Raw genomic sequence first — 23,305 nt, forward strand, 5'->3', positions numbered from 1 at the left:
CGTGAATGAAAAAGGGGCTGATCCAGGATCAGCCCCTTTTTATTTTTGGCGGGTAGACGGCCAGGGCCGATCAACCACCACAGCCGCCGCAGCAGCCGTCCTTTTTGCGCAGGATCTCGTAGAGATCGTCCTTGAGCTGCAGCTTCTGCTTCTTCAGTGTTTCGATGGTGTCGTGCGAGGCGGGAGTGATGCCGGCTTCCATGTTCTTGATCTCCTGGTCGAGATCGTTGTGGCTATGGAAGAGCTTGGCGAAATGCGGGTCTTCGGCTTTGAGGCGGGTAATCTTTTCACGGAATTCAGGAAACATGAGGGTTCTCCAGGAGAGTGCAGAAGCACTTTGCGGTATCCGCAACCGGCTTATGTTGAGGTAGATCACTGAAGGCTTCGCAACGATGGACCTCCCCGAAACCGCCCAATCGAACGCGGACGAATCTTCCCAGTAACGGGACAGATCTGACCCAGAGCCCCCATCCTTTTTCCGGTTTCATTTCCCTGAAATCTACTTTGTCAGACAATCCAACAAGGCTGCGAGCCTTCTGGGACGGGCCTTTCCGACGAAAGGAAGGTTAGTGACCGAAAAGCCTGTCTCTGGTCATTTTTCTTACGGACGAGGCTGTGTTTGGTGCTGGTCGCTGTTTCCCAAAGCTGATAATCTCGGCCCGCTTTTCGCTCCCCGAGCAGGGGAAAGCGACATAAACACAACAAAGAACCGCGAACGCGGTAAAGATGAGCTGTTGCTTAGGAGTGGGCTTCCATGACCGACAATTTCTGGAAGGACAAATACCCAGTGGGGATCGCTGCCGAGATCAACGCTGACCAGTACCCGAACATCCTCGCGGTACTCAAAGAATCCTGCCAACGTTTTGCAGACAAGCCTGCCTTCAGCAACCTGGGCAAGACCCTGACCTACGGCGAGATGTACAAGCTCTCCGGGGACTTCGCCGCCTACCTGCAACAGAACACTGATCTCAAGCCCGGCGACCGCATTGCCGTGCAGCTGCCCAACGTGCTCCAGTACCCGGTCGTGGTCTTCGGCGCCATGCGCGCCGGCCTGGTCGTGGTCAACACCAACCCGCTGTACACCGCGCGGGAAATGGAGCACCAGTTCAATGACTCCGGCGCCAAGGCGCTGGTGTGCCTGGCGAACATGGCGCACCTGGCCGAGGAAGTGCTGCCCAAGACCGGTATCCGCAACGTCATCGTCACCGAAGTGGGTGACATGCTGCCGCCGCTCAAGCGCTTCATCGTCAATTTCGTGGTCAAGAACATCAAGAAGATGGTCCCGGCCTACACCATCCCCAATGCGCAGAAGCTCACCGACGTCCTGGCCAAGGGCCGTGGCAAGGCGGTGAAGGAAGTCTCGCCGCACAACGACGACGTTGCCGTGCTGCAATACACCGGCGGCACCACCGGCGTGGCCAAGGGCGCGATGCTGACCCACCGCAACCTGGTCGCCAATATGCTGCAGTGCAAGGCGCTGATGGGTGCCAACCTCAATGAAGGTTGCGAGATCCTCATCACCCCGCTGCCGCTGTACCACATCTACGCCTTCACCTTCCATTGCATGGCGATGATGCTCACCGGCAACCACAACATCCTGGTGACCAACCCGCGCGACCTGGCCAGCATGGTCAAGGAACTGTCGCAGTGGAAGTTCACCGGCTTCGTCGGCCTGAACACCCTGTTCGTCGGCCTGTGCAACAACGAAGGCTTCCGCAAGCTGGACTTCTCCGCGCTGAAGCTGACCCTCTCCGGCGGCATGGCGCTGCAACAGGCTGCTGCCGAGCGCTGGAAGGACGTCACCGGCTGCGCCATCTGCGAAGGTTACGGCATGACCGAAACCAGCCCGGTGGTGTCGGTGAACCCGTTCCAGAACATTCAGATCGGCACCATCGGCATCCCGGTTCCGTCGACCCAGTGCAAGGTCATCAGCGATGACGGCCAGGACCTGCCGCTGGGCGAGCGTGGCGAGCTGTGCGTCAAGGGCCCGCAGGTGATGAAGGGCTACTGGCAGCGCCAGGAAGCCACCGACGAGATCCTCGACAAGGACGGCTGGCTGCGTACCGGCGACATCGCGATCATCCAGGAAGACGGCTACATGCGTATCGTCGACCGCAAGAAGGACATGATCCTGGTGTCGGGCTTCAACGTGTACCCCAACGAGCTGGAAGACGTGCTCGCCACCTTGCCGGGCGTGCTGCAGTGCGCCGCCATCGGCATCCCGGACGAGAAGTCCGGCGAGGCGATCAAGGTCTTCGTGGTGTCCAAGCCGGGCGTCACCCTGACCAAGGAGCAAGTCATGCAGCACATGCACGACAACCTCACCGGCTACAAGCGTCCCAAGTCCGTGGAGTTCCGCGACAGCCTGCCGACCACCAACGTCGGCAAGATCCTGCGCCGCGAATTGCGCGACGAAGAGCTCAAGAAGATCAGGGCTTAAGCCGATATACAAGAAACCCGCCGCAAGGCGGGTTTTTTGATGGGGCAAGGAAGCCATGTCCCTTATCCGCTTGAGGTGAACGCCTTGAACACTGCCCTCCGTTTGCGCGCCAAGGTCCTGCTCCTGGCCATCGTGCCGATCCTGCTCCTCACTCTGCTGCTGTGCGCTATTTCCACCATCGCCTTGAAGCAACTGGCGAGCCAGCAGGAAGCGCAGATCCGCGAGAACCTCACCCAGGACCGTGAAGCTCAGCTGAAGAATTTCGTCGATGTGGCGCTGGCTGCCGTCGGCCCGGTCTATCAGGCCGCGACGCAGGGCGATGCCCAGGCGCGCGAGCAGGGCATCGCGATCCTCAAGCGCCTCGAATACGGCAAGGGCGGCTACTTCTGGGGCTATGACACTCGCTCCGTGCGCGTCTTCCAGGGCACCAGCGACGAGCGTCTGGGCGAGGAATTCAGCGGCTATCGCGACCCCAATGGTGTCTATGCCATCCGCGAACTGGTGGCGGCGGGGCAGAGCGGTCAGCACTACGTGCGCTACAGCTTCACCCTGCCCGGCGGCAACGCCATCGTGCCGAAGATCGGCTACGCCCACTTCCTGCCCAAGTGGAACCTGGTGTTCGGCACCTCGCTGAACCTCGATGATGTCGAGCGCGAAGTGAAGGAAGCCGGCGCCGCTTTCGATGCCAAGATCGACAACCTGCTGCTGCTCATGGGCGGCTCCGCGCTGGCGCTGGTGGTGGTGATCGGCCTGCTTGCCGGGCTGTTCAGCCGCACCATCGTCCAGCCCATCGTGCAGGTACGCGACAATCTCGACGACATGGCCGCCGGTGACGGCAACCTGACTCATCGCCTGAACTTGGGCCGCCATGACGAGTTGGGCGAACTGGCGGGTTCGTTCAATCGTTTCGTCGAGAAGATCCATGTACTGGTGCAGCAGGTCGCCGGCACCACGAACCAGTTGTCGGGTCTGGTGGGCGACGTGGCCCAGCAGGCGCAGCGCTCCGAGCGCGCAATGGACGGGCAGCGCCACGAGACCGACCAGGTTGCCACCGCCATCAACGAGATGACCGCCGCCGCCCAGGAGGTCGCGCGCAGTGCACAGCAGGCGGCCGATGCCGCCCAGCAGACCGACCGCGAAGGCCAGGCAGCCAAGCGCGAAGTGGACCTGTGCGTCTCGCAGATCAACGACCTGGTGGGCGAGGTGCGCAGCAGCAGCGACTCCCTCGACACCCTGCGTCAGGACGTGCAGGGCATCGTCGGCGTACTGGAAGTGATTCGCTCCATCGCCGAGCAGACCAACCTGCTGGCGCTCAACGCCGCCATTGAAGCGGCCCGTGCCGGCGAGGCCGGGCGTGGTTTCGCCGTGGTCGCCGACGAAGTCCGCGCCTTGGCCAGCCGCACCCAGCAGAGCACCGGGGAAATCCAGCAGATGATCGATCGCCTGCGCGGCACCACGGAAGGCTCGGTAAGCGCCATGCAGCGTGCCAGCGACATGGCGGAACGCACCCGTGGCCAGGCCAACCAGGCTGGTCAGTCGCTGGACGCCATCGCCCAACTGATCGGCACCATCAATTCGATGAACGCCCAGATCGCCAGTGCCGCCGAAGAACAGACCGCTGTGGCCGAAGAGATCAATCGCAGCGTGCACCAGATCGCTGGTGGCGTGGACAGCGTGGCGGACGACGCCGCCAAGGGCGCGCGCACCGCGACCGAGTTGAACGGCCTGGGCGAGCGCCTGCGGCAACTGGTGGGCCAGTTCCGCATCTGAGCTGACAGCGCCGCAGCGTGGACGGATCGGGAGCGCTCAGCGGGGCGCTCCGATTCGGCTACAGGCGCAATCGCCAGTCCGCATCCTTTCAAGATCATCCACCGGCGCCACGGCGCTGGTGATAGTAACCATTCCCCGTCGCGCTTTTCGGAAATCACCGATATCTCCGCACCTGTGCCGCTCGTAGTCTCGGCCGCGCTTTTCCACTCTTGCGGAGATTTAGCGTCATGCACCTTATCTGGACGATCTGTATCGGCTTCGTTGCAGGGCTTGTTGCGCGGTGGCTGGCCCCCGGGAGCAACTCCCTGGGCTTCTTCATTACCGCAGCCCTGGGGACTGCCGGCGCGTTGCTGGCGACCTTCGCGGGCCAGGCCTTGCACATCTACCAACCCGGCGAGTCCACGGGCTTCATTGGCGCGGTCATTGGCGCAATAGTCCTGCTCGTCTTCTACCACGTGCTGTTCGTCAAAAAGAACTGAGAGAAGTCGCCATGAGCTTGATGGATTCGTTGTTGCAGCAGGTAGTGGGTGCCGTTTCCGAAGAGCACCTTGATAACGCGCCGGCCAGCGTATTGGGGCAAAGCCTCGCCGCCATGTTCCATTCCGATCAGACGCCGCCTTTCGCCAACACGGTGAGCCAGCTGTTCGGGCAGTCCAACGATGTACAGCGCGCGGGTATGCTGAACCAGCTACTGGCTGCTGCCGGTCCCGCGTTACTCAGCCAGATGATGAGCGGCGGGCTGGGCAGGGTGCTGCAACCTGGCGCCACGCAAGTGACCCCGGAGCAGGCCAGCCAGTTGAGTCCGTCGGATGTGGAAGCCATGGCCGCCCAGGCGGAAAAGGCCAATCCCGGTGTGGTGGAAAGCATCGGTCACTTCTACGCCCAGCACCCCACGCTGATCAAAACCCTGGGTGGCGCCGCCCTGGCCATCGCCCTGGCCAAGCTGCGCGAGCACCAGCAGGGCTGAGCCGAGCCGGGGCGCAATGCCCCGCCAATCCGGGCCGCCATGTAATCGGCGTGGCGGCCCGTGCCGGTCTTTTGCGACAATTCCCCCATTGTCGCCATGACAGCCCACTTCAGGGACCGGCCCCGCACCTGCTCGCGCCGCTCCCGCCTGATGCCCGCGAAGCCGATGACTACAGACAGCACGCCGACTCCCGAACAGCTCCTGCAGCGCATGGATCACGCGATGATCCGCGACCGCCATCGCCTGCGCCGGCAGCTCCACGAACTGCGTAAGCAGCCTGATGAAGCCAAGCTCGCCCAGTGGGCCGAGCGTTTCCAGGCCTCCTGCGCCAAGGTCGAGGCGCGCCGCGCGAGCATCCCGAAGATCCGCTACGACGACAGCCTGCCGATCGCCGCCAAGCGCGACGAGATCAAGGCGGCGCTGGAAAAGAGCCAGGTGGTGGTGATCGCCGGCGAGACCGGCTCGGGCAAGACCACCCAGCTGCCGAAGATCTGTCTGGAGCTGGGCCGTGGCACCCACGGTCTGATCGGCCACACCCAGCCGCGCCGGCTGGCTGCGCGCAGCGTGGCGACCCGCGTTGCCGAGGAAATCGGCACGCCACTGGGTTCGCTGGTCGGCTACCAGGTGCGCTTCGAGGACCAGAGCGACGAAAACACGCTGATCAAGCTGATGACCGACGGCATCCTGCTGGCCGAGACCCAGCATGACCGCTACCTCGAACGCTACGACACGATCATCGTCGACGAAGCCCACGAGCGCAGCCTGAACATCGACTTCCTGCTCGGCTTCCTCAAGACGCTGCTGCCGCGCCGGCCCGACCTCAAGCTGATCATCACCTCGGCGACCATCGACCTGGAGCGTTTCTCCAAGCATTTCGGCGACGCACCGATCGTCGAGGTCTCGGGCCGCACCTATCCGGTGGAAACCTGGTACCGCCCGCTGGCGGCGGAAGTGGACGAGGACGGCGAGGCGCTGTTCGACGACCTCTCCGTGGACCAGGGCATCCTTCGCGCGCTGGACGAGATCGCCGCCCATGAGCGCGAAGTCGGCAAGCGCCCCGGCGACGTGCTGGTATTCCTCCCCGGCGAGCGCGAGATTCGCGATGCCGCCGACATGCTGCGCAAGGCCAACCTGCGCCACACCGAAGTGTTGCCGCTGTATGCGCGCCTGACGCCGGCCGAGCAGCAGAAGATCTTCGCGCCCATGCCGGGACGCAAGATCGTGCTCGCCACCAACGTCGCCGAGACCTCGCTGACCGTGCCGGGCATCCGCTACGTGATCGATAGCGGCACAGCGCGTATCAGCCGCTACAGCTATCGCGCCAAGGTCCAGCGCCTGCCCATCGAAGCCGTCTCGCAAGCCAGCGCCAACCAGCGCAAGGGCCGTTGCGGCCGGGTCGAACCGGGCATCTGCGTGCGCCTGTACAGCGAAGAAGATTTCAACGGTCGCCCGGCCTTCACCGATCCGGAGATTCTGCGTACCAACCTGGCGGCGGTGATCCTGCAGATGCTCCACCTGCGCCTGGGCGACATCGAGGCCTTCCCCTTCATCGAGCCGCCGGATGGCAAGGCGATCAACGACGGCTTCACCCTGCTGCAGGAACTCTCGGCAGTGAACCGCGAGGGCCAGCTGACGCCGCTGGGCCGCCAACTGGCGCGCCTGCCTATCGACCCACGCCTGGGCCGCATGCTGCTGGAGGCGGCGCAACTGGGCAGCCTGCCGGAAGTGCTCACGGTGGCCAGCGCGCTGTCCGTGCAGGACCCGCGTGAGCGGCCGATGGATCGCCAACAGGCCGCTGACCAGGCCCACGCGCAGTGGAAGGACCCTGACTCGGACTTTGCTGCGCTGATCAACCTCTGGCGCGGCTTCGAAGAACAGCGCCAGGCGCTGGGTTCGAACCCGCTGCGCAACTGGTGCCGGAAGAATTTCCTGAATTACCTGCGCCTGCGCGAATGGCGCGATGCGCACCGTCAACTGACGCTGATCTGCCGTGAGCTGCAGCTGCCCTTCACGAAGCCGGACCGTGGCACCGGTAGGAGCGAGCTTGCTCGCGAACAGCCCAACGCTGCGAAGTCCCAGGACAACAAGGGCGTCGGTAAAGACTCGAAGAGCGTTCGCGAGCAAGCTCGCTCCAACAAGGGAACTGAACCGGAGGCGAAGCAGCGCGACATCGACTACGCCGCCGTACACAAGGCGATCCTCTCCGGCCTGCTCAGCCAGATCGGCCAGAAGGCGGAGGAGGGCGACTACCTCGGCGCGCGTCAGCGGCGCTTCTGGATTCATCCCTCCAGCGTGATCGGCCGCAAGAAGCCGCAGTGGATCATGGCCGCCGAACTGGTGGAGACCACCAAGCTGTTCGCCCGCATGGTCGCGAAGATCGAGCCGGACTGGCTGGAGCCGCTGGCCGGTCACCTGGTGAAGAAGAACTACCTGGAACCGCACTGGGAAAAACGCCGTGGCCAGGTGGTGGCCTACGAGCAGGTCACCCTGTATGGCCTGATCATCATTGGCCGCCGCGCCGTGCATTACGGCCCGATCGATGCGCCGGTATCCCGCGAGATGTTCATCCGCGAGGCGCTGGTGCGCGGCGCGATCAACAGCCGTGCCAAGTGCCTGTCGGCCAACCGCCAGTTGCTGGAGAAGCTCGACGAGCTGGAAGCCAAGGCGCGCCGGCGCGACATCCTCGCCGACGAGGAAACCCTGTTCGCCTACTACGACGAGCGCCTACCGGCGGATATCTACCAGTCCGCCAGCTTCGAGAAATGGTACGAGCGCGAGCACAAGGCGAAGCCGGACCTGCTGATCATGCGCGAGGAGGATGTCCTCGCCCGTGACGCCAGCGAAGTCACCGCCGGCCTCTACCCGGACCGCCTGCAACTGGGCGAGCTGCAATTGCCGCTCACCTATCACTTCGAGCCGGGCCACGTGCGTGACGGTGTCACCGTGCGCGTACCGGCGCCGCTGCTGCCACAGTTGGCCGCCGAACGCCTGGAATGGCTGGTGCCGGGGCTGTTGGAAGCCAAATGCATCGAATTGGTACGCAGCCTGCCCAAGGCGATCCGCAAGAACTTTGTGCCGGTGCCGGACTTCGTCCGCGCCGCGCTGGGCAAGATGGTCTTCGCCGAGGGCGCGCTCCCAGAATCCCTCGGTCGCGAGCTGCAGCGCATGACGGGCAGCCGCGTGTCGGAAGAGGCTTGGGCGGAAGCTGAAACCCAGGTGGAAAGCCACCTGCGGATGAACATCGAAGTGGTCGACGCCCGGGGCAAGTTCCTCGGCGAAGGCCGCGATCTTGCCGAGCTAACCGCGCGCTTCGCCGAGGCCAGCCAGGCCGCGTTGGCGATTCCGCAGGCGGACAAGCAGCAGAAGCCGGTGGAGGCCAAGGGCTTTGGCGAAGTGGCGCAGAAGGTCCAGCAGAAGGTCGCCGGGCTGTCGATGACGGTCTATCCGGCGCTGGTGGAAGAAGCCGGCGTGGTCAAGGAGAACCGCTTCCCGACCCAGGCCGAGGCTGAATACCAGCATCGTCGCGCCCTGCAGCGTCTGCTCCTGCAACAGCTGGCCGAGCCGGCAAAGTTCCTGCGCAGCAAGCTGCCGGGGCAGACCGACATGGGCCTGCTCTACCGCGAGCTGGGCCGCGTCGAATCGCTGGTGGAAGACATCCTGCTGGCCAGCCTGGACAGTGCCATTCTCGAAGGTGAAAGCAATCTGCCGCGCGACGGCGCCGGGCTTGCGTCACTGGCCGAGAAGAAGCGCGGCGCCTGGACCGAGCACGCCGAGTGCATCGCCCGCCTGACCCTGGAAATTCTCAAGCTCTGGCACGGCCTGCAGAAGCGCTTCAAGGGCAAAGTCGACCTGGCCATGACTGTGCCGCTGAATGACGTGAAGGGGCAGTTGGCCAAGCTGGTCTACCCCGGCTTCGTGCGCGACACGCCGCTGGAATGGCTGAAGGAATACCCGCGCTACCTGAAGGCGATCGAACAGCGCCTGGACAAGGTTGCCGGACAGGTGCAGCGCGACCGCGTGTGGAGCGGCGAGATGGCCGGCTACTGGGAACAGTATTCGGCGCGCCTGGCCAAGCATGCCCAGGAAGGCAAGCGCGACCCGGAACTGGTGGCGTACCGCTGGATGCTGGAGGAGTACCGCGTCTCGCTGTTCGCCCAGCAGTTGGGGACGAAGCTACCGGTGTCGGACAAGCGCCTGTCGAAGCAGTGGAGCCAGGTCGAGGCCTGACGCTGGATTCCCTGTAGGAGCGAGCTTGCTCGCGGACCGTTTCCCGGCGGATCTGAAGCTGGGCGGGTTCGCGAGCAAGCTCGCTCCTACGCAACAGATTCAATCGCGCTTCGGGATATTCAGCCCACGCTGCACCGCCGGTCGCGCGAGGAAACGCTCCAGTACGCGCTTCACATTCTGGAAGTTCTCGAAGCCCACCAGTTCTCCCGCCTCGTAGAAACCAACCAGGTTGCGAATCCACGGGAAGGTGGCGATGTCGGCAATGGTGTAGCGCTCGCCCATGATCCAGTCGCGTCCTTCCAGGTGGCCGTCGAGTACGGCCAGCAGGCGCTTCGCCTCGTCCACGTAACGTTGCAGCGGGCGCTTGTCCTCGTAGTCCTTGCCGGCGAATTTGTTGAAGAAGCCGATCTGGCCGAACATCGGGCCGATCCCACCCATCTGGAACATCAGCCACTGCAGGGTTTCATAGCGGCCGCTGGCGCCGGGGGCGAGCAGCGAGTCGGTCTTGTCGGCGAGGTAGACCAGAATCGCGCCGGACTCGAACAGCGCCAGCGGTTTGCCGTCCGGACCGTTGGGGTCGAGGATCGCCGGGATCTTGTTGTTCGGGTTCAGCGAAAGGAATTCCGGGCTCATCTGGTCGTTGCGCTCGAAGCTGACCAGGTGCGGCTCGTAAGGCAGGCCGAGCTCTTCGAGCATGATCGAGACCTTCACGCCGTTGGGCGTGGGCAGCGAATACAGCTGCAGGCGGTCAGGGTGTTCGGCGGGCCATTTGCGGGTGATGGGGAACGCGGAAAGGTCTGACATGCATACTCCGGTCAGGTGACTGAGGAAAAGCAGCGAAAGGCCTCAGGATAGACCTCCGCGCGTCGACGGTCATGACCCGCGCGCGACAAACCGGTATGGTGCGGGCCCAGAGTCACGCCACCGGACCCGTCGCGGTCGATAGACAAGGAGCCCACCATGAGCCTGCAAGGCAGCTACGATCCGCAGAACATCTTCGCCCAGATCATTCGTGGCGAGGCACCCTGCTACAAGCTCTACGAGGACGACGACGTGCTCGCCTTCCTCGATCTGTTCCCGCAATCCTACGGCCATGCCCTGGTGATCCCGAAGAATTCCCCGGCGCGCAACATTCTCGAAGTCGACCCCGATGCACTGGCCAAGGTGATGCGCGTGGTGCAGCGGCTGACCGGCGTGATCGTCGAAGAACTCAACCCCGATGGTGTGCAGGTCGCCCAGTTCAACGGTGCGCCGGCCGGTCAGACGGTGTTCCACATCCACGTGCACATCGTTCCGCGCTATGCCGGCGAGGGCCTGGGCATCCATGCGGCGAACAAGGCCGACGCAGGAGAGCTGGAGAAGCTGCAGGCGCGCCTCGTCGCCCGACTGAACGGCTGAGGCGCACCTGCGCGGTCGGGCTTACTCGACAGCCGGCTTGATGTCGAAACCGGTACGGTTGTCGCTGACGATGCGGAAGGTGTTGTCGCCACCGGGGATCAGCGGCACGAGCAGTTCGCGGCGCAGCATGGCCTTGCTGCACAGGCCTTCGCCGTCCTTGTCGCCGATGATGCCGACCACGTGCTTGCCCGCCGGCACGTGGAAGCTGGCCGACTCGCCCTTGCCGATCCGCGCCGCGATTTCATGGTCGATGGTGAGGGCGACATAGCAGCCGCCGCCGATGTAGCCCACGTCACGGGTGACGTCGACCTTGACGCTGTCCTTGCCCGGCTGCTGGTAGGCCAGCAGGCGGTCGGTGGGGACGGGGTGGACTTCATCGCTCTGGTACGAGGCACAGCCGGACAACACCCCTGTGGAAATGGCGAGCACGGACAGGACGGCAAGGATCGAACGCATAGACTTCCTCCATGGACAATGCAGCCTAGGCTAGCCCATCCGACCGGTTTCCGTCGGCTTGGCTACGCGTTGTGGGAAATTGGAGTAGTCTTCAGAAAACCTGAGTCGGGCTGGAGTGCCCGGATGCCGCCATTTCGGCCGAACCGCCGGGCGGTCGAGCCAAGGAGCAGGGCGATGCACCGCAACAGCGATCCCGACCACCTGTTCGAGTCCAGCGCCGGACCGACCGGCCTGGAGGAAGCAGACCATCGTCTGCTGATGCGGCTGATCTTCACCTGTACCGGCGCGACTCTGGGGTTGTTTTCGATTCTCCAGTTCTTCGCCGGTAACTACTGGCTGGCCGGGGCCGAGTTGATCACCTGTGGCCTGCTGCTGTGGGCCACCCAGCGGCTCAAGCGGGTCACGCGCCTGGTGCCGTGGATCATCGCCTACCTGCTGCCGACCTTCTGCTTCATCCTCTACATCATCGTCATGCCCAACGCTTCGGCGACGGCCTTCGTCTGGGTCTACCTGATGCCGGTGATGGCCTATCTGCTCCTGGGAAAAGTGCGCGGCTTCCTGCTCGCCGTGCCCTTCATGCTGATCGCCACGGTGATGTACCTGCACGCCAACCAGGTCCGGCTGGACGCGCCGGGGTTGATCGACATCGGCAACGGGGTCTTCTGCGGCGTGCTGGTGATCGCCTTCATGCACGTCTACGAAGAGCGCCGCGCCGCCGCCTACAAGCAACTGCGGCACTTGGCGCTGACCGACGCGCTGACCGGCGTGGCCAGCCGCGAGAGCTTTCAGCGCACCTTGCGCCGTTGCATCCAGGAGGCGGCGCGCTACGAGACGCGGCTGGTGCTGGTGGTACTGGATGTCGATCACTTCAAGAGCATCAACGACCAATGGGGCCACGATGCCGGGGACAAGGCACTGCAGCATCTGTGCAACCGCCTGCGCCACCGCCTGCGCGCCACTGACTTGATCGGCCGGCTGGGCGGCGAGGAGTTCGGCCTGCTGCTGCCCTTCACCGACCGCTTCGACGCCAAGCCGCTGGTGGAGTCCCTGCGCCGAGAGATCGACGAGGGACCGTTGATGTACCACGGCCAACGCATCCCGATTTCCGCCACATTCGGCCTTGCCGAATGGCCCGGCGATGGCCTGGATGCGGACGAGCTCTACCGCTGCACCGACCGCCGCCTGTATCGCGGCAAGGCCGAGGGGCGCAATCGGCTGGTCTACAGCGACCCGGTCTGAGCACGCCTGGCCGCCAGCGGCTCGGCGATGCGCGCATAAGCCGTGCGCAGCTGGCGGGCCATCTTGCGTTCCACCCATTCATAGCTCAGCCAGGAGAGCAGCAGGATAGCCGGCACGCTGAAGATCAGCGTCTGGTACGGCGTCAGGCCCAGTCGCTCATGCAGCCAGTAGGCGGCGAGCCAGAGCACGATCACGTGCAGCAGATACACCGAGTAGGACCAGTCGCCCAGCGCGTGCAACACCCGGTTGCGCTCGAACAGCGGCTCCAGCGCCACGCACGCGGCCAGCAGCGCGGCGGCAGGCAGGCCCCAGGTCAGCAGTCGCCATGGATGGTCGGCCGGGAACAGCAAGAGGGTCGTCACTGCTCCGGCGGCCATCAGCAGTGCCAGCGGGCGCGGCCAGTTCAGCCAGCCGCGCCGGTACAGCGCCGCGAGTGCAAGGCCGAGCAGGAACTCGAAGATGATCGGGTTGCGGTAGAAGTTGCTGAGCCACGGCTCGCGCGCCAGCACCTGCGCCACCAGCAGCACCAATGCGGTCACCAGCCAGGGCCGCCAGCGTTCGGCCACCAGGAAGGAGAGCGCGAACAGACCGTAGAAGAGCATCTCGAAGTTCAGCGTCCAGCCTACCGGCAGCACCGGATACAGCCCGAAGCCGCCGGGGTTTTCGCTGGGGATGAACAGCAGCGAGAGCAGCAGTGATTTGCCGCCGACACCGTAGATCGGCATCACGTCGGCAAAGGCGTAGATGATCAGTGCGGTGATTGCCGTGTACAGCCAATAGGCAGGGGCGACGCGGGCCAGGCGTTGGACCAGGAAGGTCACGGGTGAAATCGGCCTGCCGGCGCTGGAAAGATGAATCACGAAGCCGCTGAGGACGAAGAAGATATCCACCCCGACCTGGCCGCGGGTGGAGAGCAGTTTGCCGCCGAGGCTGTCGGCGCGGAAATCGAAGAACACCTGCATGAAGTGATGGAACACCACCAGCCAGGCGGCCAGTGCCCGCAGTGCCTGAAGCGAAACCAGCATGGGTGGGCGAGCCCTCCGTCTGTGGATAAAAGAAAAGGGGCGCGACAGTGCGCGCCCCTATCCTCGACAGTACGGTTTCGCCGATCGTTCACCGGGCCTGCTGGACGGTTGCCGCCGGCATTGCCGGTTCGCGTTCCAGGCGCAGGCAGATCAGCGCTGTGGCGATGGCTGCCGCAGGCAGCAGCGCACCGACCCAGGGCAGCGCGGCGAGGCCGGGGCCGTGGTCGATGGTTATGCCGCCCAGCCAGGCACCCAGCGCATTACCCAGGTTGAACGCGGCGATGTTGAAGCTTGCCGCCACGCTCTGGCCGGCGCCGTGGGCCTTCTCCAGCACCCACATCTGCAGCGGTGGCACGGTGGCGAAACCGGCGGCGCCGAGCAGGGCGATGAAAATGACAACCGCAACCTGATTCTCCAGTGCGAAGCTCATCAGCCCCATGACCACCGCCAGTGCCACCAGGCTGCCGAGTAGAGCGGGCAGCAGCCGACGGTCTGCCAGTTTGCCGCCCAACAGGTTGCCCAGCACCAGGCCGCCGCCGAACACCAGCAGCACCGGCGACACCGCGCTTTCGGAGAAACCGGCGAGGCGAGTCAGCAGCGGCGAGACATAGCTGAACACGGTGAACACGCCGCCGAAGCCGAGCACGGTGGTCAGCAGGCCGAGCAGTACGGCCGGGCGCTTCAGCACGCGGAAGTCGTCGCGCAGGTTGCCGGCGGCCGGTGGTGCGCCGTTGCGCGGCAGGTAGATCGCCAGGATCGCCAGGGCTAACAGACCGATGCCGGTCACCACCCAGAAGGCCGCACGCCAGCCATAGAGTTGGCCGAGCCAGGTGCCCAGCGGCACACCAAGAATGGTGGCGACGGTGAGGCCGGTGAACATCAGGGCGATGGCCGAGGCGCGGCGTTCGGCCGGCACCAGGCTGGTGGCGACCACCGAGCCGACGCCGAAGAAGGTGCCGTGAGCGAACGAGGTCAGCACCCGCGCCGCCATCAGCGTGGCGTAGTCCGGTGCCAGGGCACAGGCCAGGTTGCCGAGGGTGAAGATCACCATCAGCCCGAGCAGCGTACGCCGTTGCGGCCAGCGCGCGGTGAGGGCGGTGAGCAGCGGCGCGCCGAGCACCACGCCCAGGGCGTAGCCGGAGATCAGCAGGCCGGCGGCGGAGATGGACACACCGAAGTCATGGCCGACCTCCAGCAACAATCCCATGATCACGAATTCGGTAACGCCGATGCCAAAGGCACCGGCGGTCAAGGCGTACAAGGCAATGGGCACGGTGGCTCTCCCAGGCTGATTTGCATAAAGAGTGAAGAATGGCGCCACCTTATCCCCGTGCGTATTGCTGATATAGACTGCTCATAAGCAAATCACCTGTGAATTGAATTCAACATGGCGCGACCTGACGTCAACCGCTTCGGCGAAATGGAAGTCTTCATCCGCGTGGTGGAAACCGGTGGTTTCACCGCTGCCGCGCAGCAGTGCGGGATGACGCCTTCGGCAATCAGCAAGCTGGTGGCACGCCTGGAGGATCGCCTCGGCGCGCGGCTGTTCAACCGCTCCACCCGGCGCCAGCAGCTCACGGCGGAAGGCGCGGCGTTTTACGAACGCAGCCTGCGCATCCTCTCCGATCTCGACGAAGCCGAACGCGAAGCCTCGGCCAGCGCCGAGCCGCAGGGCAGAGTACGGATCAGCTGCAACCTGCCCGTCGGCCGGCAGTTCCTGATTCCGGCGCTGCCGCTGTTCTTCGAGCGCTTCCCCGGCGTCAACCTCGACCTGCAACTGACCGATGAGGTGGTGGACCTGCTGGAGGTGCGCGCCGACGTCGCCTTGCGCAGCGGCCCGCTGCGGGACTCGCGGCTGGTGGCGCGTTCGCTGGGGGAATCCGGGCACAAGATAGTCGCCGCTCCCGAGTATCTCGGGCGGCACGGCACGCCGCAGCATCCGCGTGAGCTGGGCGGGCACAACTGCGTGGGGTTCAGCTACCGGCGCATCGAGCCGGACTGGCCGTTCCTTGGCAAGCCGCTGCAGGAAGCCGAGCCGAGCGGTAATGTGCAGGCCAGTGATGGCGACAGCGTGCGCCATCTGGCATTGGCAGGCCTGGGGTTGGCGCGGCTGGCGGAATTCCAGGTGCGCGAGGACATCGCCGCCGGGCGGCTGGTGGAGGTGCTAGGGGACTTCAATCCCGGCGACCGCAAGCCGATGCATGCGCTTTACCTCGGCAAGCCCGGGCATCTTCCGGCGCGGGTGCGGGCGGTGCTCGACTTCCTCGCCGAGCACGTGCGCATCGACTGACTCAGGCCGCTTCGAGCAGCGCCAGGGTATCGGCCGCTCCCATCATCTTCGCCGCGGCCAGCGGGGTCAGGCCGCTGGCGTCACGCGCATCGCGGTTGGCGCCGTGTTCCAGCAGGCAGCGGACGATCTCCGGGCGATTGAACATCGCCGCCATCATCAGCGCAGTCTTGCCATCCGGCGAGGCGCCTTCCACCTGGGCGCCATGGCTGAGCAGCAGGCGCACCATCTCCAGATCACCCTTGAAGGCGGCGCCGGCCAGTGGCGTTTGCCCGGCGTTGTTGCGTAGGTCCGGGTCGGCACCGTGATCGAGCAGCACGCCGACGGTGTCGTGATGACCGTAGTAGCTGGCCAGCATCAGCAGGCTGTCGCCCTTGTGGTTGCGCAGGTTGGCCGGCAGGCCCTGGCTCAGCAGGTTGGCCAGGCGCTCGGTATCACCCTGGCGTGCGAGGTCGATTACCTGGTTGGCGAACTCCAGGGTCTGTTCATCCATTTCCGGTCGGTTTTCGGCGCTCATCCTGAAGTCTCCTTGGCAAAGTCGGGAATGCACTGAAGGATAAGGAGTAGCGCGCTACAGCGCGCCAACACTGTGCCTATGGTGCCGGTGAAAAATTTCAATCCGTTGCTTCAGGGCAGGTGTGGCGTGATTCGCGTCCGTAAACTTGCGCAAATGCCGCCTTCGTACGGCGGCTTTTCGGCGAAAATTGCAGCATAATCGGCGGTCAGTGGTTGCACCTGCGGTGTTACCGCGAGCCGCCGGGCGGCCAGATGTGCCGCTCGCCGCGCGGGATGGCAAACTGCCCGGTTGCAGGGGACGCCACCCCGCAGCCTTCGCGCCCAGCGCGAAAGCCCAAGAATATTCAGTGCCGGCCAGTGTGCGGGCACCTTGATGCCTAACCCAGCCGCCCGGCCCGGCGGCTTTGAGAATTGAAGAGGATTGACCGTGCATAAAGTCGTGATCAGCGGAACCGGCCTGTATACCCCGCCGTTCAGCATCTCCAACGATGAACTGGTGGAATCCTTCAACGCCTACGTCCGCAGCTACAACGACCAGCACGCTGACGCTATCGCCAAGGGCGAAGTGGAAGCTCTCTCCGAGTCCAGCTCGGCGTTCATCGAGAAGGCTTCCGGCATCAAGAGCCGCTTCGTGGTGAACAAGGAAGGCATCCTCGATCCGCAGCGCATGGCGCCACGCATTCCGGAGCGCTCCAACGACGACTGGGGCATCCTCTGCGAGATGGCTTCCGCCGCTGCCAAACAGGCCCTGGAGCGCGCCGGTCGCAAGCCCGAGGACATCGACGGGGTGATCGTCGCCTGCTCCAACCTGCAGCGCGCCTACCCGGCGGTGGCCATCGAAGTGCAGGCCGCCCTCGGTATTCAGGGCTTCGGCTACGACATGAACGTCGCCTGCTCCTCGGCTACCTTTGGCATCCAGGCCGCAGTCAACAGCGTGCAACTGGGCCAGGCCCGCGCCATCCTGATGGTCAACCCGGAAATCTGCACCGGCCACCTGAATTTCCGCGATCGCGACAGCCACTTCATCTTTGGCGACGCCGCTACCGCCGTGGTCATCGAGCGCGCCGACCAGGCGACCTCCAAGCACCAGTTCGACGTGGTGAGCACCAAGCTGCTGACCCAGTTCTCCAACAACATCCGCAACAACTTCGGCTTCCTCAACCGCGCGGCGGAAGAGGGCATCGGCAACCGCGACAAACTGTTCGTGCAGGAAGGCCGCAAGGTGTTCAAGGACGTCTGCCCGATGGTGGCCGAGCTGATCGGCGAACATCTGGCGCAAAACGACATCCCGGTCAGCGACGTGAAGCGCTTCTGGCTGCACCAGGCCAACCTGAACATGAACCTGCTGATCACCCGCAAGCTGCTCGGCCGCGACGCCGAGGCGCACGAAGCGCCGGTGATTCTCGACACCTACGCCAACACCAGCTCGGCCGGTTCGGTCATCGCCCTGCACAAGTACCAGGACGACCTGCCCGCCGGCTCCATCGGCGTGCTGAGCTCCTTCGGCGCCGGCTACTCCATCGGCAGCGTGATCCTGCGCAAGCGCTGATCGTGCCCGTCGACGACAGCGAGCTGTTGTCGCGCCTGCTGGCCGGCGACCAGCAGGCCTTCCGCACCCTGGTAGCCACCTACCAGGGTGCGATGCGCGCCGTGGCCATCGCCATCGTCGGTGCAGCCCATGCCGACGAAGTGGTGCAGGACGCCTGGCTCGCCGCCGTGCGCAACCTGGATGGCTTCCAGGGGCGTTCCAGCCTCAAGACCTGGCTGCTGACCATCACCGCCAATACCGCCAAATCCCTCCTGCGCAAGGTCCGTCGGGACGTATCGCTGGACGATCTGCCCGCCCCCCACGGCAGCATCGACGAAACCCGCTTCGCCGCCGACGGCCACTGGAGCCCGGCGCCGCTGGCCTGGCACGAGGACTCGCCAGAGGCCCTGCTGGCCGAGGACGAACTGCGCCAGTGTCTGGAAAAGACCTTGCTCAGCCTCTCCGAACTGCAGCGCAGCGTGTTGCTGCTGCGCGAACGCCAAGGGCTGGAGTTGGAAGAGATCTGTAATCTGCTGGAAGTTTCGCTCTCCAATGTCAGGGTGCTGCTGCATCGCGCGCGGCTGAAGGTGTTCGCCACCGTGGAGCACTTCGAGGAGACCGGGGAATGCTGACCTGCAAGGAACTGGTGGCGCGCTCGAGCGACCTGCTGGACGAGCAACTGGGCTGGCGGGAAAAGCTGGCACTGCGCCGGCACCTGCTGCTGTGCCGCCACTGCCGGCGCTATCTGCGGCAGATGCGTCTGACCCAGGCGACCCTGCGCCTGCTACCAGAACCGCCTCGCCCGGACTCGGAGCGCCTGGCTGACCATCTCGCCGAGCTTCGCCGGGACAGCGCGCGGCGCTGAACGTTGGCTCACTCCTATGCTGGCGATTGGCGTAGGAGCGGATTTATCCGCGATTTCTTCACGACGGATGCCCATCGCGGACGGAGTCCGCTCCTACGCCAGGTTTCAGACCTACGTCGGAATCTGTGCCCGCCAAGCATCCAATCCGCCCGACAGCGCCCACGTACGCGGGTGTCCGAAGGCCTGCAGCCGCTCCGCCAGCATCGCTGCGGAAAGCTCGTGGGGGCAGGCGCAATAGATCACCACGTCCTTGTCCTCCAGGCTGCCGCGCAGCTCGTCCAGCGCACCGTCCAGGCTGAAGGCGATGGAGCCGGGGATCGCCTCGTCATCGAACTGCGCGCGTACGTCGAGAATCAGCGGCGGCTCGCCGGCGTCCAGCCGTGCACGCAATTCGTCGACGCTGATGCGTGGAATCCGCGCAGTGCGCTTGAGCAAGCTGAAGCGCTGCCAGAGCTTCCAGGCGATGAACAGCGCGAAGGCGCCCAGTAGCGCTGCGACACCAACGCTCGCGTATTCGGTGAGCAAGCCGAGGATGCGGTCCACGGCACTGCTGAAGATGCTCCCGAGCATCAGCGCCGAACCGGCCCATAGCGCCGCTCCTGCGCAGTCATAGGCGAGAAAGCGCGGCAGTGGCGTGCGGGTCATGCCGGCCATGGTGGTGGTCAGCGCGCTGGCACCGGGGAGGAAGCGCGAGATCAGCAGCGCCCGCGGACCGATGCGCAGGTACAGGCTCTGGCTCTGGCGGATGCAACTGTCAGGCGACAGCGAAACCTTGCACACGCTGCGCAGCATGAATCCGCCGTAGCGCCGGCCGGCGCAGAACCAGATCAGGTCGGCGATCAGGCAGGCGCATACGGCCACTGCCAGTGCCTGGCCCAAGGGAACGCCGCTGCCTTGCAGGGCCAGTGCGCCGGCGACGATCAGCGCCGGGTAGGCCGGAATCGGCAGGCCCAACTGCTCCAGCAGTACGTTGAAGAACAGCAGGGTGAGGCCGTGCTGCTGAATCAGGGGTTGCAGTTCGTGCATGGGAAAGCCTGAGCGGAGAAGGTCTTTCGGCGGAAGACGACAGCATACCGGCAAAGCGGACTTCAGAAAGTGCCTGCAAGCCTAGGAAGCCGTGGCTTGGCACCTTTATGCCATAAGGAAATCAAAAGTTCCTTTGTAATAAAAGTTTTATCTACGAGCAACCGATCTGAAATAACCCCTCGCCAAGATTCCCAGCAACACAAACGGGGGCCGCCAGAACGGCCTGTGCGAGTCCTTGGGGGGCGCGCAGCAGCCAGGCACTCGGCGTGTTCAACGCAAATACCATTAAGGGGAATCTTCGATGATCCGTAAGCACTTCGCCGGTTACGCCGCCACTGCCCTGGCACTGGCCGTTTCCGCCCAGGCTTTCGCAGGCACAGTCACCACCGATGGCGCCGATATCGTAATCAAGACCAAGGGCGGTCTTGAGGTCGGCACCACTGACAAAGAATTCAGCTTCAAGCTTGGTGGCCGTCTGCAAGCGGATTACAGCCGCTTCGATGGTTTTTACACCAAGAACGGCAACAACGGTGACGGCGCCTACTTCCGCCGTGCGTACCTGGAACTGGGCGGCACTGTCTACAAAGACTGGAAATACCAGATCAACTACGACATGTCCCACAACTCCGGTAACGCTGACAACGGTTACTTCGATGAGGCTTCCTTCAGCTACACCGGCTTCAGCCCGGTAACCCTGAAATTCGGCCGCTTCGATCCGGACTTCGGTCTGGAAAAAGCCACCAGCTCCAAGTGGGTGACCGCCACCGAGCGTACCAGCGCCTACGAACTGGCTGACTGGATCAACACCCATCAGGACGGCATGGGTGCCCAGGTTGGCGGCGTCGTCGCCAACATGGCTTACCTGGACGCCGGCGTATACGCCAAGGACGCCGACGACACCGACGGCGACAGCGTCAAGCAGTTCAACTTCCGTGGTGTGTTCGCTCCGCTGAACACCGACGGCAACGTCCTGCACGTTGGCGTGGATTACGCCTACCGTGACCTGGATGACACCGCCTTCGACTCCCGCATCCGTCCGCGTCTGGGCATGCGTGGTATCGCCACCAACGGCGGTAACGACGCTGGCGACAACGGCAACCGTGCCACCTTCGGCGGCGCCACCCTGAGCCCGGCCGGCTCCTACAAGGACGACTCCACCTGGGGTGCTGAATTCGCCTACGCCTTCGGCCCGTTCTCCGCTCAGGCCGAGTACCTGAAGCGCAAGCTGAAGGCTGATGCCGACGCTTACGAAGATATCAAGGCGGACGGCTACTACGGTCAACTGGCCTACACCATCACCGGTGAATCCCGCGTGTACAAGCTCGATGGCGCCAAGTTCGACACCATCAAGCCGTCCAACAAGGAAATCGGTGCCTGGGAAGTCTTCTACCGTTACGACCACATCAAGGTTGATGACCCGAACGTGGTCGTGGCCACCGCCACCCGCGACGTGGGTGACACCAAGGCCAGCACCAACACCATCGGTGTGAACTGGTACGCCAACGAAGCCGTGAAAGTGTCCCTGGACTACGTTCACGTCAGCACCGACGGCATCCGCAACGCCAATGGCGACGACGACGGCAACGGTGTCGTAACCCGCCTGCAGTACGTGTTCTAAGAACTACAGTTCTACCGTTTGACTCCTTTGTGTGAACCCCCGCCTCGGCGGGGGTTTTTTATACGCGTCTGCAAAGGAACGGACGTTCTTTGTAGGAGCGAGCTTGCTCGCGAATCTGCTGCACTGGGAATTCGCAGGAAACTTCGTTCGCGAGCAAGCTCGCTCCTACACGGTTTGCCTCAGCGAAAACTGGGGCCCGCTGGCCGTCGGCGGAATTCGAACTCGAGCAGCTCATCGAACGGGTTGCCCATTTCCAGTCGCGTCCAGCCCAGCTTGATGAGGAAGGCCAGCGCCCCCAGGTTGTCCGGCCTCACGCTGGCGCGCCACAAGGGGCTGCTCTGCAGTTCCGCTCGGCTCATCACCAGCCTCATCACCGCGCGCCCGATTCCCGAGCCGCGCAACTCCGGGCGCACGGCGAGGTCGGTGACGAAGTAGTACGGATGCGCCGGGGTGGGCAGGCAAACTCCCACCACTGCGATCAGCAGGCCGCCCCGGAGAATGCTGTATTGGGCCTTGTCCGCATCCTTCAGCACATGTTCCAGCCAGTAGCGATCCATCGGGCCCAGTTGCGCGTAGAGCAGCGGATCGTCGAACCAGCTTTCGTACGGCGGGATGTCCTCCGCCTGGAAAGGTCGAATCTGCATGCGGGCGCTCTCCGGTGCAGCTTTGGGATGTTTCACACTCGCATCTGCTGGGCGATTGCGTCAATCGACCCTGAGCGCTCGCGTCATTGAGGCCGCGCGCGGCCAGCACCTACCCTGCGGGCACTCAACCCACCGGGAGTCGACCATGCTGCGCAATCACTTCGAGACTGAGCACAACCTGTTCCGCGATGCGTTCCGATCCTTCCTCAACAAGGAAGTGGTGCCTCACCAGGAGGAATGGGAGGAAGCCGGCGTGGTGGACCGCAGTGTCTGGCGCAAGGCGGGGGAGATGGGCTTCCTGCTGCCCTGGGCGGAAGAGGAATACGGTGGAACTGCTCTGAAGGATTTCCGCTACGAACAGATCATGTGTGAGGAATTGGCTGCCATCAACGAGCCGGGTTTCATGATCCCGCTGCATTCGGCGCTGTGCGGCCCCTACATCGCCGAGTACGGCAATGCCGAGCAGAAGGCCCGCTGGTTACCGGGGATCATTCGTGGCGAAAGCATCCTGGCGGTGGCGATGACGGAGCCGTCGGCCGGCTCGGACCTGGCTGGCATGCGCACCACGGCGGTGGACAAGGGCGACCATTTCGTTCTCAACGGCTCCAAGGTATTCATCTCCAACGGCCTGCTGGCGGACCTGGTGATAGTCGCGGCGAAGACTGATCCTTCGAACAAGCACGCCATGGGGCTGTTCGTGGTTGAACGCGGCATGGAAGGCTTCGAGCGCGGGCGCAATCTGAAGAAACTGGGCATGAAGAGCCAGGACACCGCCGAGCTGTTCTTCAACAACGTGAAAGTGCCGAAGGAAAATCTCCTGGGCGACGCCAAGGGCGGCTTCTTCTACTTGATGAACATGCTGGCCCAGGAACGCCTGACCAACGCCTGTGGCGCGGTGGCCGGCGCCGAGGCCGCGCTGAACGCGACCGTCGACTACGTGAAGGAGCGCAAGGCGTTCGATCGCCCGATCGCGCACTTCCAGAACACTCGCTTCAAGCTCGCCGAGATGCGCACGCAGATCGACGTGGCGCAGGTCTTCACCGATCGTTGCGTAATGGACCACAACCAGAAGAAGCTCACTCCCGAAGTGGCCGCCGAGGCCAAGCTGTTCACCACCGAACTGCTCTGCAAGGTGGTGGATGAAGGCGTGCAACTGCACGGTGGCTGGGGTTACATGTGGGAGTATCCGATCTGCAAGATGTACGCGAACGCGCGCATCCAACGCATCTTCGCCGGTACTTCGGAGATCATGAAAGAGATCATCAGCCGCGGCATGAAGCTCTGAGGCGCGGTGCCCAC

At 64.1% G+C, this 23,305-nt stretch carries 20 protein-coding genes and 2 pseudogenes; 14 read left to right on the top strand and 8 right to left on the bottom strand.

From position 1 onward, the window contains the following. Positions 1-70: 70 nt before the first annotated feature. Positions 71-307, bottom strand: a complete 237-nt coding sequence (locus AC2T4A_RS11900; protein WP_416744440.1) for an HP1242/YdcH family protein — start codon at positions 305-307, stop codon at positions 71-73. 447 nt (positions 308-754) lie between these two features. Between AC2T4A_RS11900 and fadD1 the strand changes: the two genes are divergently transcribed. The 6 genes and pseudogenes from fadD1 to hrpA all read left to right on the top strand — a co-directional run bounded on the left by fadD1 (position 755) and on the right by hrpA (position 9,404). After that, the gene (gene fadD1 / locus AC2T4A_RS11905) at positions 755-2,440 is read left to right on the top strand and encodes a long-chain-fatty-acid--CoA ligase FadD1 (protein WP_416744439.1); all 1,686 of its coding nucleotides are present in this window, start codon (positions 755-757) and stop codon (positions 2,438-2,440) included. 39 nt (positions 2,441-2,479) lie between these two features. Then, positions 2,480-3,352 (top strand): annotated as a pseudogene (locus AC2T4A_RS11910) (cache domain-containing protein); the annotation flags it as partial. A 258-nt stretch (positions 3,353-3,610) separates the two neighbouring features. Next, positions 3,611-4,210: pseudogene (locus tag AC2T4A_RS11915) on the top strand (methyl-accepting chemotaxis protein); the annotation flags it as partial. A gap of 227 nt (positions 4,211-4,437) precedes the next feature. Then, entirely contained in the window at positions 4,438-4,689 is a 252-nt protein-coding gene (locus AC2T4A_RS11920; protein WP_486743387.1) for a GlsB/YeaQ/YmgE family stress response membrane protein, read from the top strand. 11 nt (positions 4,690-4,700) lie between these two features. Next, positions 4,701-5,177: a hypothetical protein gene (locus tag AC2T4A_RS11925; RefSeq protein ID WP_486743388.1), complete on the top strand. Its 477-nt coding sequence runs from the start codon at positions 4,701-4,703 to the stop codon at positions 5,175-5,177. 165 nt (positions 5,178-5,342) lie between these two features. Next, positions 5,343-9,404: an ATP-dependent RNA helicase HrpA gene (hrpA, locus tag AC2T4A_RS11930; RefSeq protein ID WP_486743389.1), complete on the top strand. Its 4,062-nt coding sequence runs from the start codon at positions 5,343-5,345 to the stop codon at positions 9,402-9,404. 99 nt (positions 9,405-9,503) lie between these two features. On the opposite strand, the gene AC2T4A_RS11935 is transcribed toward hrpA, so the two are convergent. Then, positions 9,504-10,208 carry a glutathione binding-like protein gene (locus AC2T4A_RS11935; protein ID WP_486743390.1) on the bottom strand — a complete coding sequence of 235 codons (705 nt, stop codon included), beginning with the start codon at positions 10,206-10,208 and terminating at the stop codon, positions 9,504-9,506. 156 nt (positions 10,209-10,364) lie between these two features. Here AC2T4A_RS11935 and AC2T4A_RS11940 point away from each other — a divergent pair, with 156 nt between their 5' ends. Next, positions 10,365-10,802: an HIT family protein gene (locus tag AC2T4A_RS11940; protein WP_478378849.1), complete on the top strand. Its 438-nt coding sequence runs from the start codon at positions 10,365-10,367 to the stop codon at positions 10,800-10,802. Positions 10,803-10,823: 21 nt separating this feature from the next. Here the strand turns inward: AC2T4A_RS11940 and AC2T4A_RS11945 are convergent, their stop codons facing one another. Further along, positions 10,824-11,258 (bottom strand): 3-isopropylmalate dehydratase, encoded by a 435-nt coding sequence (locus tag AC2T4A_RS11945; protein WP_416744427.1) that lies wholly within the window; start codon positions 11,256-11,258, stop codon positions 10,824-10,826. 174 nt (positions 11,259-11,432) lie between these two features. Here AC2T4A_RS11945 and AC2T4A_RS11950 point away from each other — a divergent pair, with 174 nt between their 5' ends. Then, the gene (locus AC2T4A_RS11950; protein ID WP_486743391.1) at positions 11,433-12,497 is read left to right on the top strand and encodes a GGDEF domain-containing protein; all 1,065 of its coding nucleotides are present in this window, start codon (positions 11,433-11,435) and stop codon (positions 12,495-12,497) included. Here AC2T4A_RS11950 and AC2T4A_RS11955 read toward each other — a convergent pair. Further along, positions 12,479-13,522 (bottom strand): acyltransferase family protein, encoded by a 1,044-nt coding sequence (locus tag AC2T4A_RS11955; RefSeq protein ID WP_486743392.1) that lies wholly within the window; start codon positions 13,520-13,522, stop codon positions 12,479-12,481. The genes AC2T4A_RS11950 and AC2T4A_RS11955 overlap by 19 nt on opposite strands. 88 nt (positions 13,523-13,610) lie before the next feature. Beyond that, positions 13,611-14,795, bottom strand: coding sequence for an MFS transporter (locus AC2T4A_RS11960; RefSeq protein ID WP_486743393.1), 1,185 nt, complete (start codon positions 14,793-14,795; stop codon positions 13,611-13,613). A gap of 114 nt (positions 14,796-14,909) precedes the next feature. On the opposite strand from AC2T4A_RS11960, the gene AC2T4A_RS11965 reads away from it, so the two are divergent. Continuing rightward, positions 14,910-15,812 (top strand): LysR family transcriptional regulator, encoded by a 903-nt coding sequence (locus tag AC2T4A_RS11965; RefSeq protein ID WP_486743394.1) that lies wholly within the window; start codon positions 14,910-14,912, stop codon positions 15,810-15,812. Between the two features lies 1 nt (position 15,813). Here the strand turns inward: AC2T4A_RS11965 and AC2T4A_RS11970 are convergent, their stop codons facing one another. Then, a complete protein-coding gene (locus tag AC2T4A_RS11970) occupies positions 15,814-16,326 on the bottom strand; it encodes an ankyrin repeat domain-containing protein (protein ID WP_486743395.1) in 513 nt (170 codons plus the stop codon). A gap of 426 nt (positions 16,327-16,752) precedes the next feature. Here AC2T4A_RS11970 and AC2T4A_RS11975 point away from each other — a divergent pair, with 426 nt between their 5' ends. Genes AC2T4A_RS11975 through AC2T4A_RS11985 form a run of 3 tightly spaced genes read left to right on the top strand, consistent with a single transcriptional unit; the run spans position 16,753 to position 18,718 of the window. Continuing rightward, positions 16,753-17,874: a beta-ketoacyl-ACP synthase III gene (locus tag AC2T4A_RS11975; RefSeq protein WP_486743396.1), complete on the top strand. Its 1,122-nt coding sequence runs from the start codon at positions 16,753-16,755 to the stop codon at positions 17,872-17,874. Further along, positions 17,874-18,485 carry an RNA polymerase sigma factor gene (locus AC2T4A_RS11980; protein ID WP_486743672.1) on the top strand — a complete coding sequence of 204 codons (612 nt, stop codon included), beginning with the start codon at positions 17,874-17,876 and terminating at the stop codon, positions 18,483-18,485. Before AC2T4A_RS11975 ends, AC2T4A_RS11980 begins: the two co-directional genes overlap by 1 nt. Further along, positions 18,479-18,718 (top strand): anti-sigma factor family protein, encoded by a 240-nt coding sequence (locus AC2T4A_RS11985; RefSeq protein WP_169937215.1) that lies wholly within the window; start codon positions 18,479-18,481, stop codon positions 18,716-18,718. The genes AC2T4A_RS11980 and AC2T4A_RS11985 overlap by 7 nt, the downstream gene beginning before the upstream one ends. A 111-nt stretch (positions 18,719-18,829) precedes the next feature. Here AC2T4A_RS11985 and AC2T4A_RS11990 read toward each other — a convergent pair whose 3' ends face one another. Continuing rightward, the gene (locus AC2T4A_RS11990; protein WP_478378842.1) at positions 18,830-19,744 is read right to left on the bottom strand and encodes a DedA family protein/thiosulfate sulfurtransferase GlpE; all 915 of its coding nucleotides are present in this window, start codon (positions 19,742-19,744) and stop codon (positions 18,830-18,832) included. Between the two features lie 301 nt (positions 19,745-20,045). On the opposite strand from AC2T4A_RS11990, the gene AC2T4A_RS11995 reads away from it, so the two are divergent. Next, positions 20,046-21,362 carry an OprO/OprP family phosphate-selective porin gene (locus tag AC2T4A_RS11995; RefSeq protein ID WP_416744412.1) on the top strand — a complete coding sequence of 439 codons (1,317 nt, stop codon included), beginning with the start codon at positions 20,046-20,048 and terminating at the stop codon, positions 21,360-21,362. Positions 21,363-21,541: 179 nt separating this feature from the next. On the opposite strand, the gene AC2T4A_RS12000 is transcribed toward AC2T4A_RS11995, so the two are convergent. Next, a complete protein-coding gene (locus AC2T4A_RS12000) occupies positions 21,542-22,006 on the bottom strand; it encodes a GNAT family N-acetyltransferase (protein ID WP_486743397.1) in 465 nt (154 codons plus the stop codon). 145 nt (positions 22,007-22,151) lie between these two features. Between AC2T4A_RS12000 and AC2T4A_RS12005 the strand changes: the two genes are divergently transcribed. Then, positions 22,152-23,291: an acyl-CoA dehydrogenase family protein gene (locus AC2T4A_RS12005; protein ID WP_486743398.1), complete on the top strand. Its 1,140-nt coding sequence runs from the start codon at positions 22,152-22,154 to the stop codon at positions 23,289-23,291. Positions 23,292-23,305 lie beyond the last annotated feature (14 nt).

Source organism: Pseudomonas sp. PVC-3-1 (assembly GCF_057444315.1).

Bases quoted from the DNA above. Each gene is read 5' to 3' on its own strand.
- AC2T4A_RS11900 (WP_416744440.1), bottom strand. From the start codon at position 307: ATGTTTCCTGAATTCCGTGAAAAGATTACCCGCCTCAAAGCCGAAGAC.
- fadD1 (WP_416744439.1), top strand. From the start codon at position 755: ATGACCGACAATTTCTGGAAGGACAAATACCCAGTGGGGATCGCTGCC.
- AC2T4A_RS11920 (WP_486743387.1), top strand. From the start codon at position 4,438: ATGCACCTTATCTGGACGATCTGTATCGGCTTCGTTGCAGGGCTTGTT.
- AC2T4A_RS11925 (WP_486743388.1), top strand. From the start codon at position 4,701: ATGAGCTTGATGGATTCGTTGTTGCAGCAGGTAGTGGGTGCCGTTTCC.
- hrpA (WP_486743389.1), top strand. From the start codon at position 5,343: ATGACTACAGACAGCACGCCGACTCCCGAACAGCTCCTGCAGCGCATG.
- AC2T4A_RS11935 (WP_486743390.1), bottom strand. From the start codon at position 10,208: ATGTCAGACCTTTCCGCGTTCCCCATCACCCGCAAATGGCCCGCCGAA.
- AC2T4A_RS11940 (WP_478378849.1), top strand. From the start codon at position 10,365: ATGAGCCTGCAAGGCAGCTACGATCCGCAGAACATCTTCGCCCAGATC.
- AC2T4A_RS11945 (WP_416744427.1), bottom strand. From the start codon at position 11,258: ATGCGTTCGATCCTTGCCGTCCTGTCCGTGCTCGCCATTTCCACAGGG.
- AC2T4A_RS11950 (WP_486743391.1), top strand. From the start codon at position 11,433: ATGCACCGCAACAGCGATCCCGACCACCTGTTCGAGTCCAGCGCCGGA.
- AC2T4A_RS11955 (WP_486743392.1), bottom strand. From the start codon at position 13,522: ATGCTGGTTTCGCTTCAGGCACTGCGGGCACTGGCCGCCTGGCTGGTG.
- AC2T4A_RS11965 (WP_486743394.1), top strand. From the start codon at position 14,910: ATGGCGCGACCTGACGTCAACCGCTTCGGCGAAATGGAAGTCTTCATC.
- AC2T4A_RS11970 (WP_486743395.1), bottom strand. From the start codon at position 16,326: ATGAGCGCCGAAAACCGACCGGAAATGGATGAACAGACCCTGGAGTTC.
- AC2T4A_RS11985 (WP_169937215.1), top strand. From the start codon at position 18,479: ATGCTGACCTGCAAGGAACTGGTGGCGCGCTCGAGCGACCTGCTGGAC.
- AC2T4A_RS11990 (WP_478378842.1), bottom strand. From the start codon at position 19,744: ATGCACGAACTGCAACCCCTGATTCAGCAGCACGGCCTCACCCTGCTG.
- AC2T4A_RS11995 (WP_416744412.1), top strand. From the start codon at position 20,046: ATGATCCGTAAGCACTTCGCCGGTTACGCCGCCACTGCCCTGGCACTG.
- AC2T4A_RS12000 (WP_486743397.1), bottom strand. From the start codon at position 22,006: ATGCAGATTCGACCTTTCCAGGCGGAGGACATCCCGCCGTACGAAAGC.
- AC2T4A_RS12005 (WP_486743398.1), top strand. From the start codon at position 22,152: ATGCTGCGCAATCACTTCGAGACTGAGCACAACCTGTTCCGCGATGCG.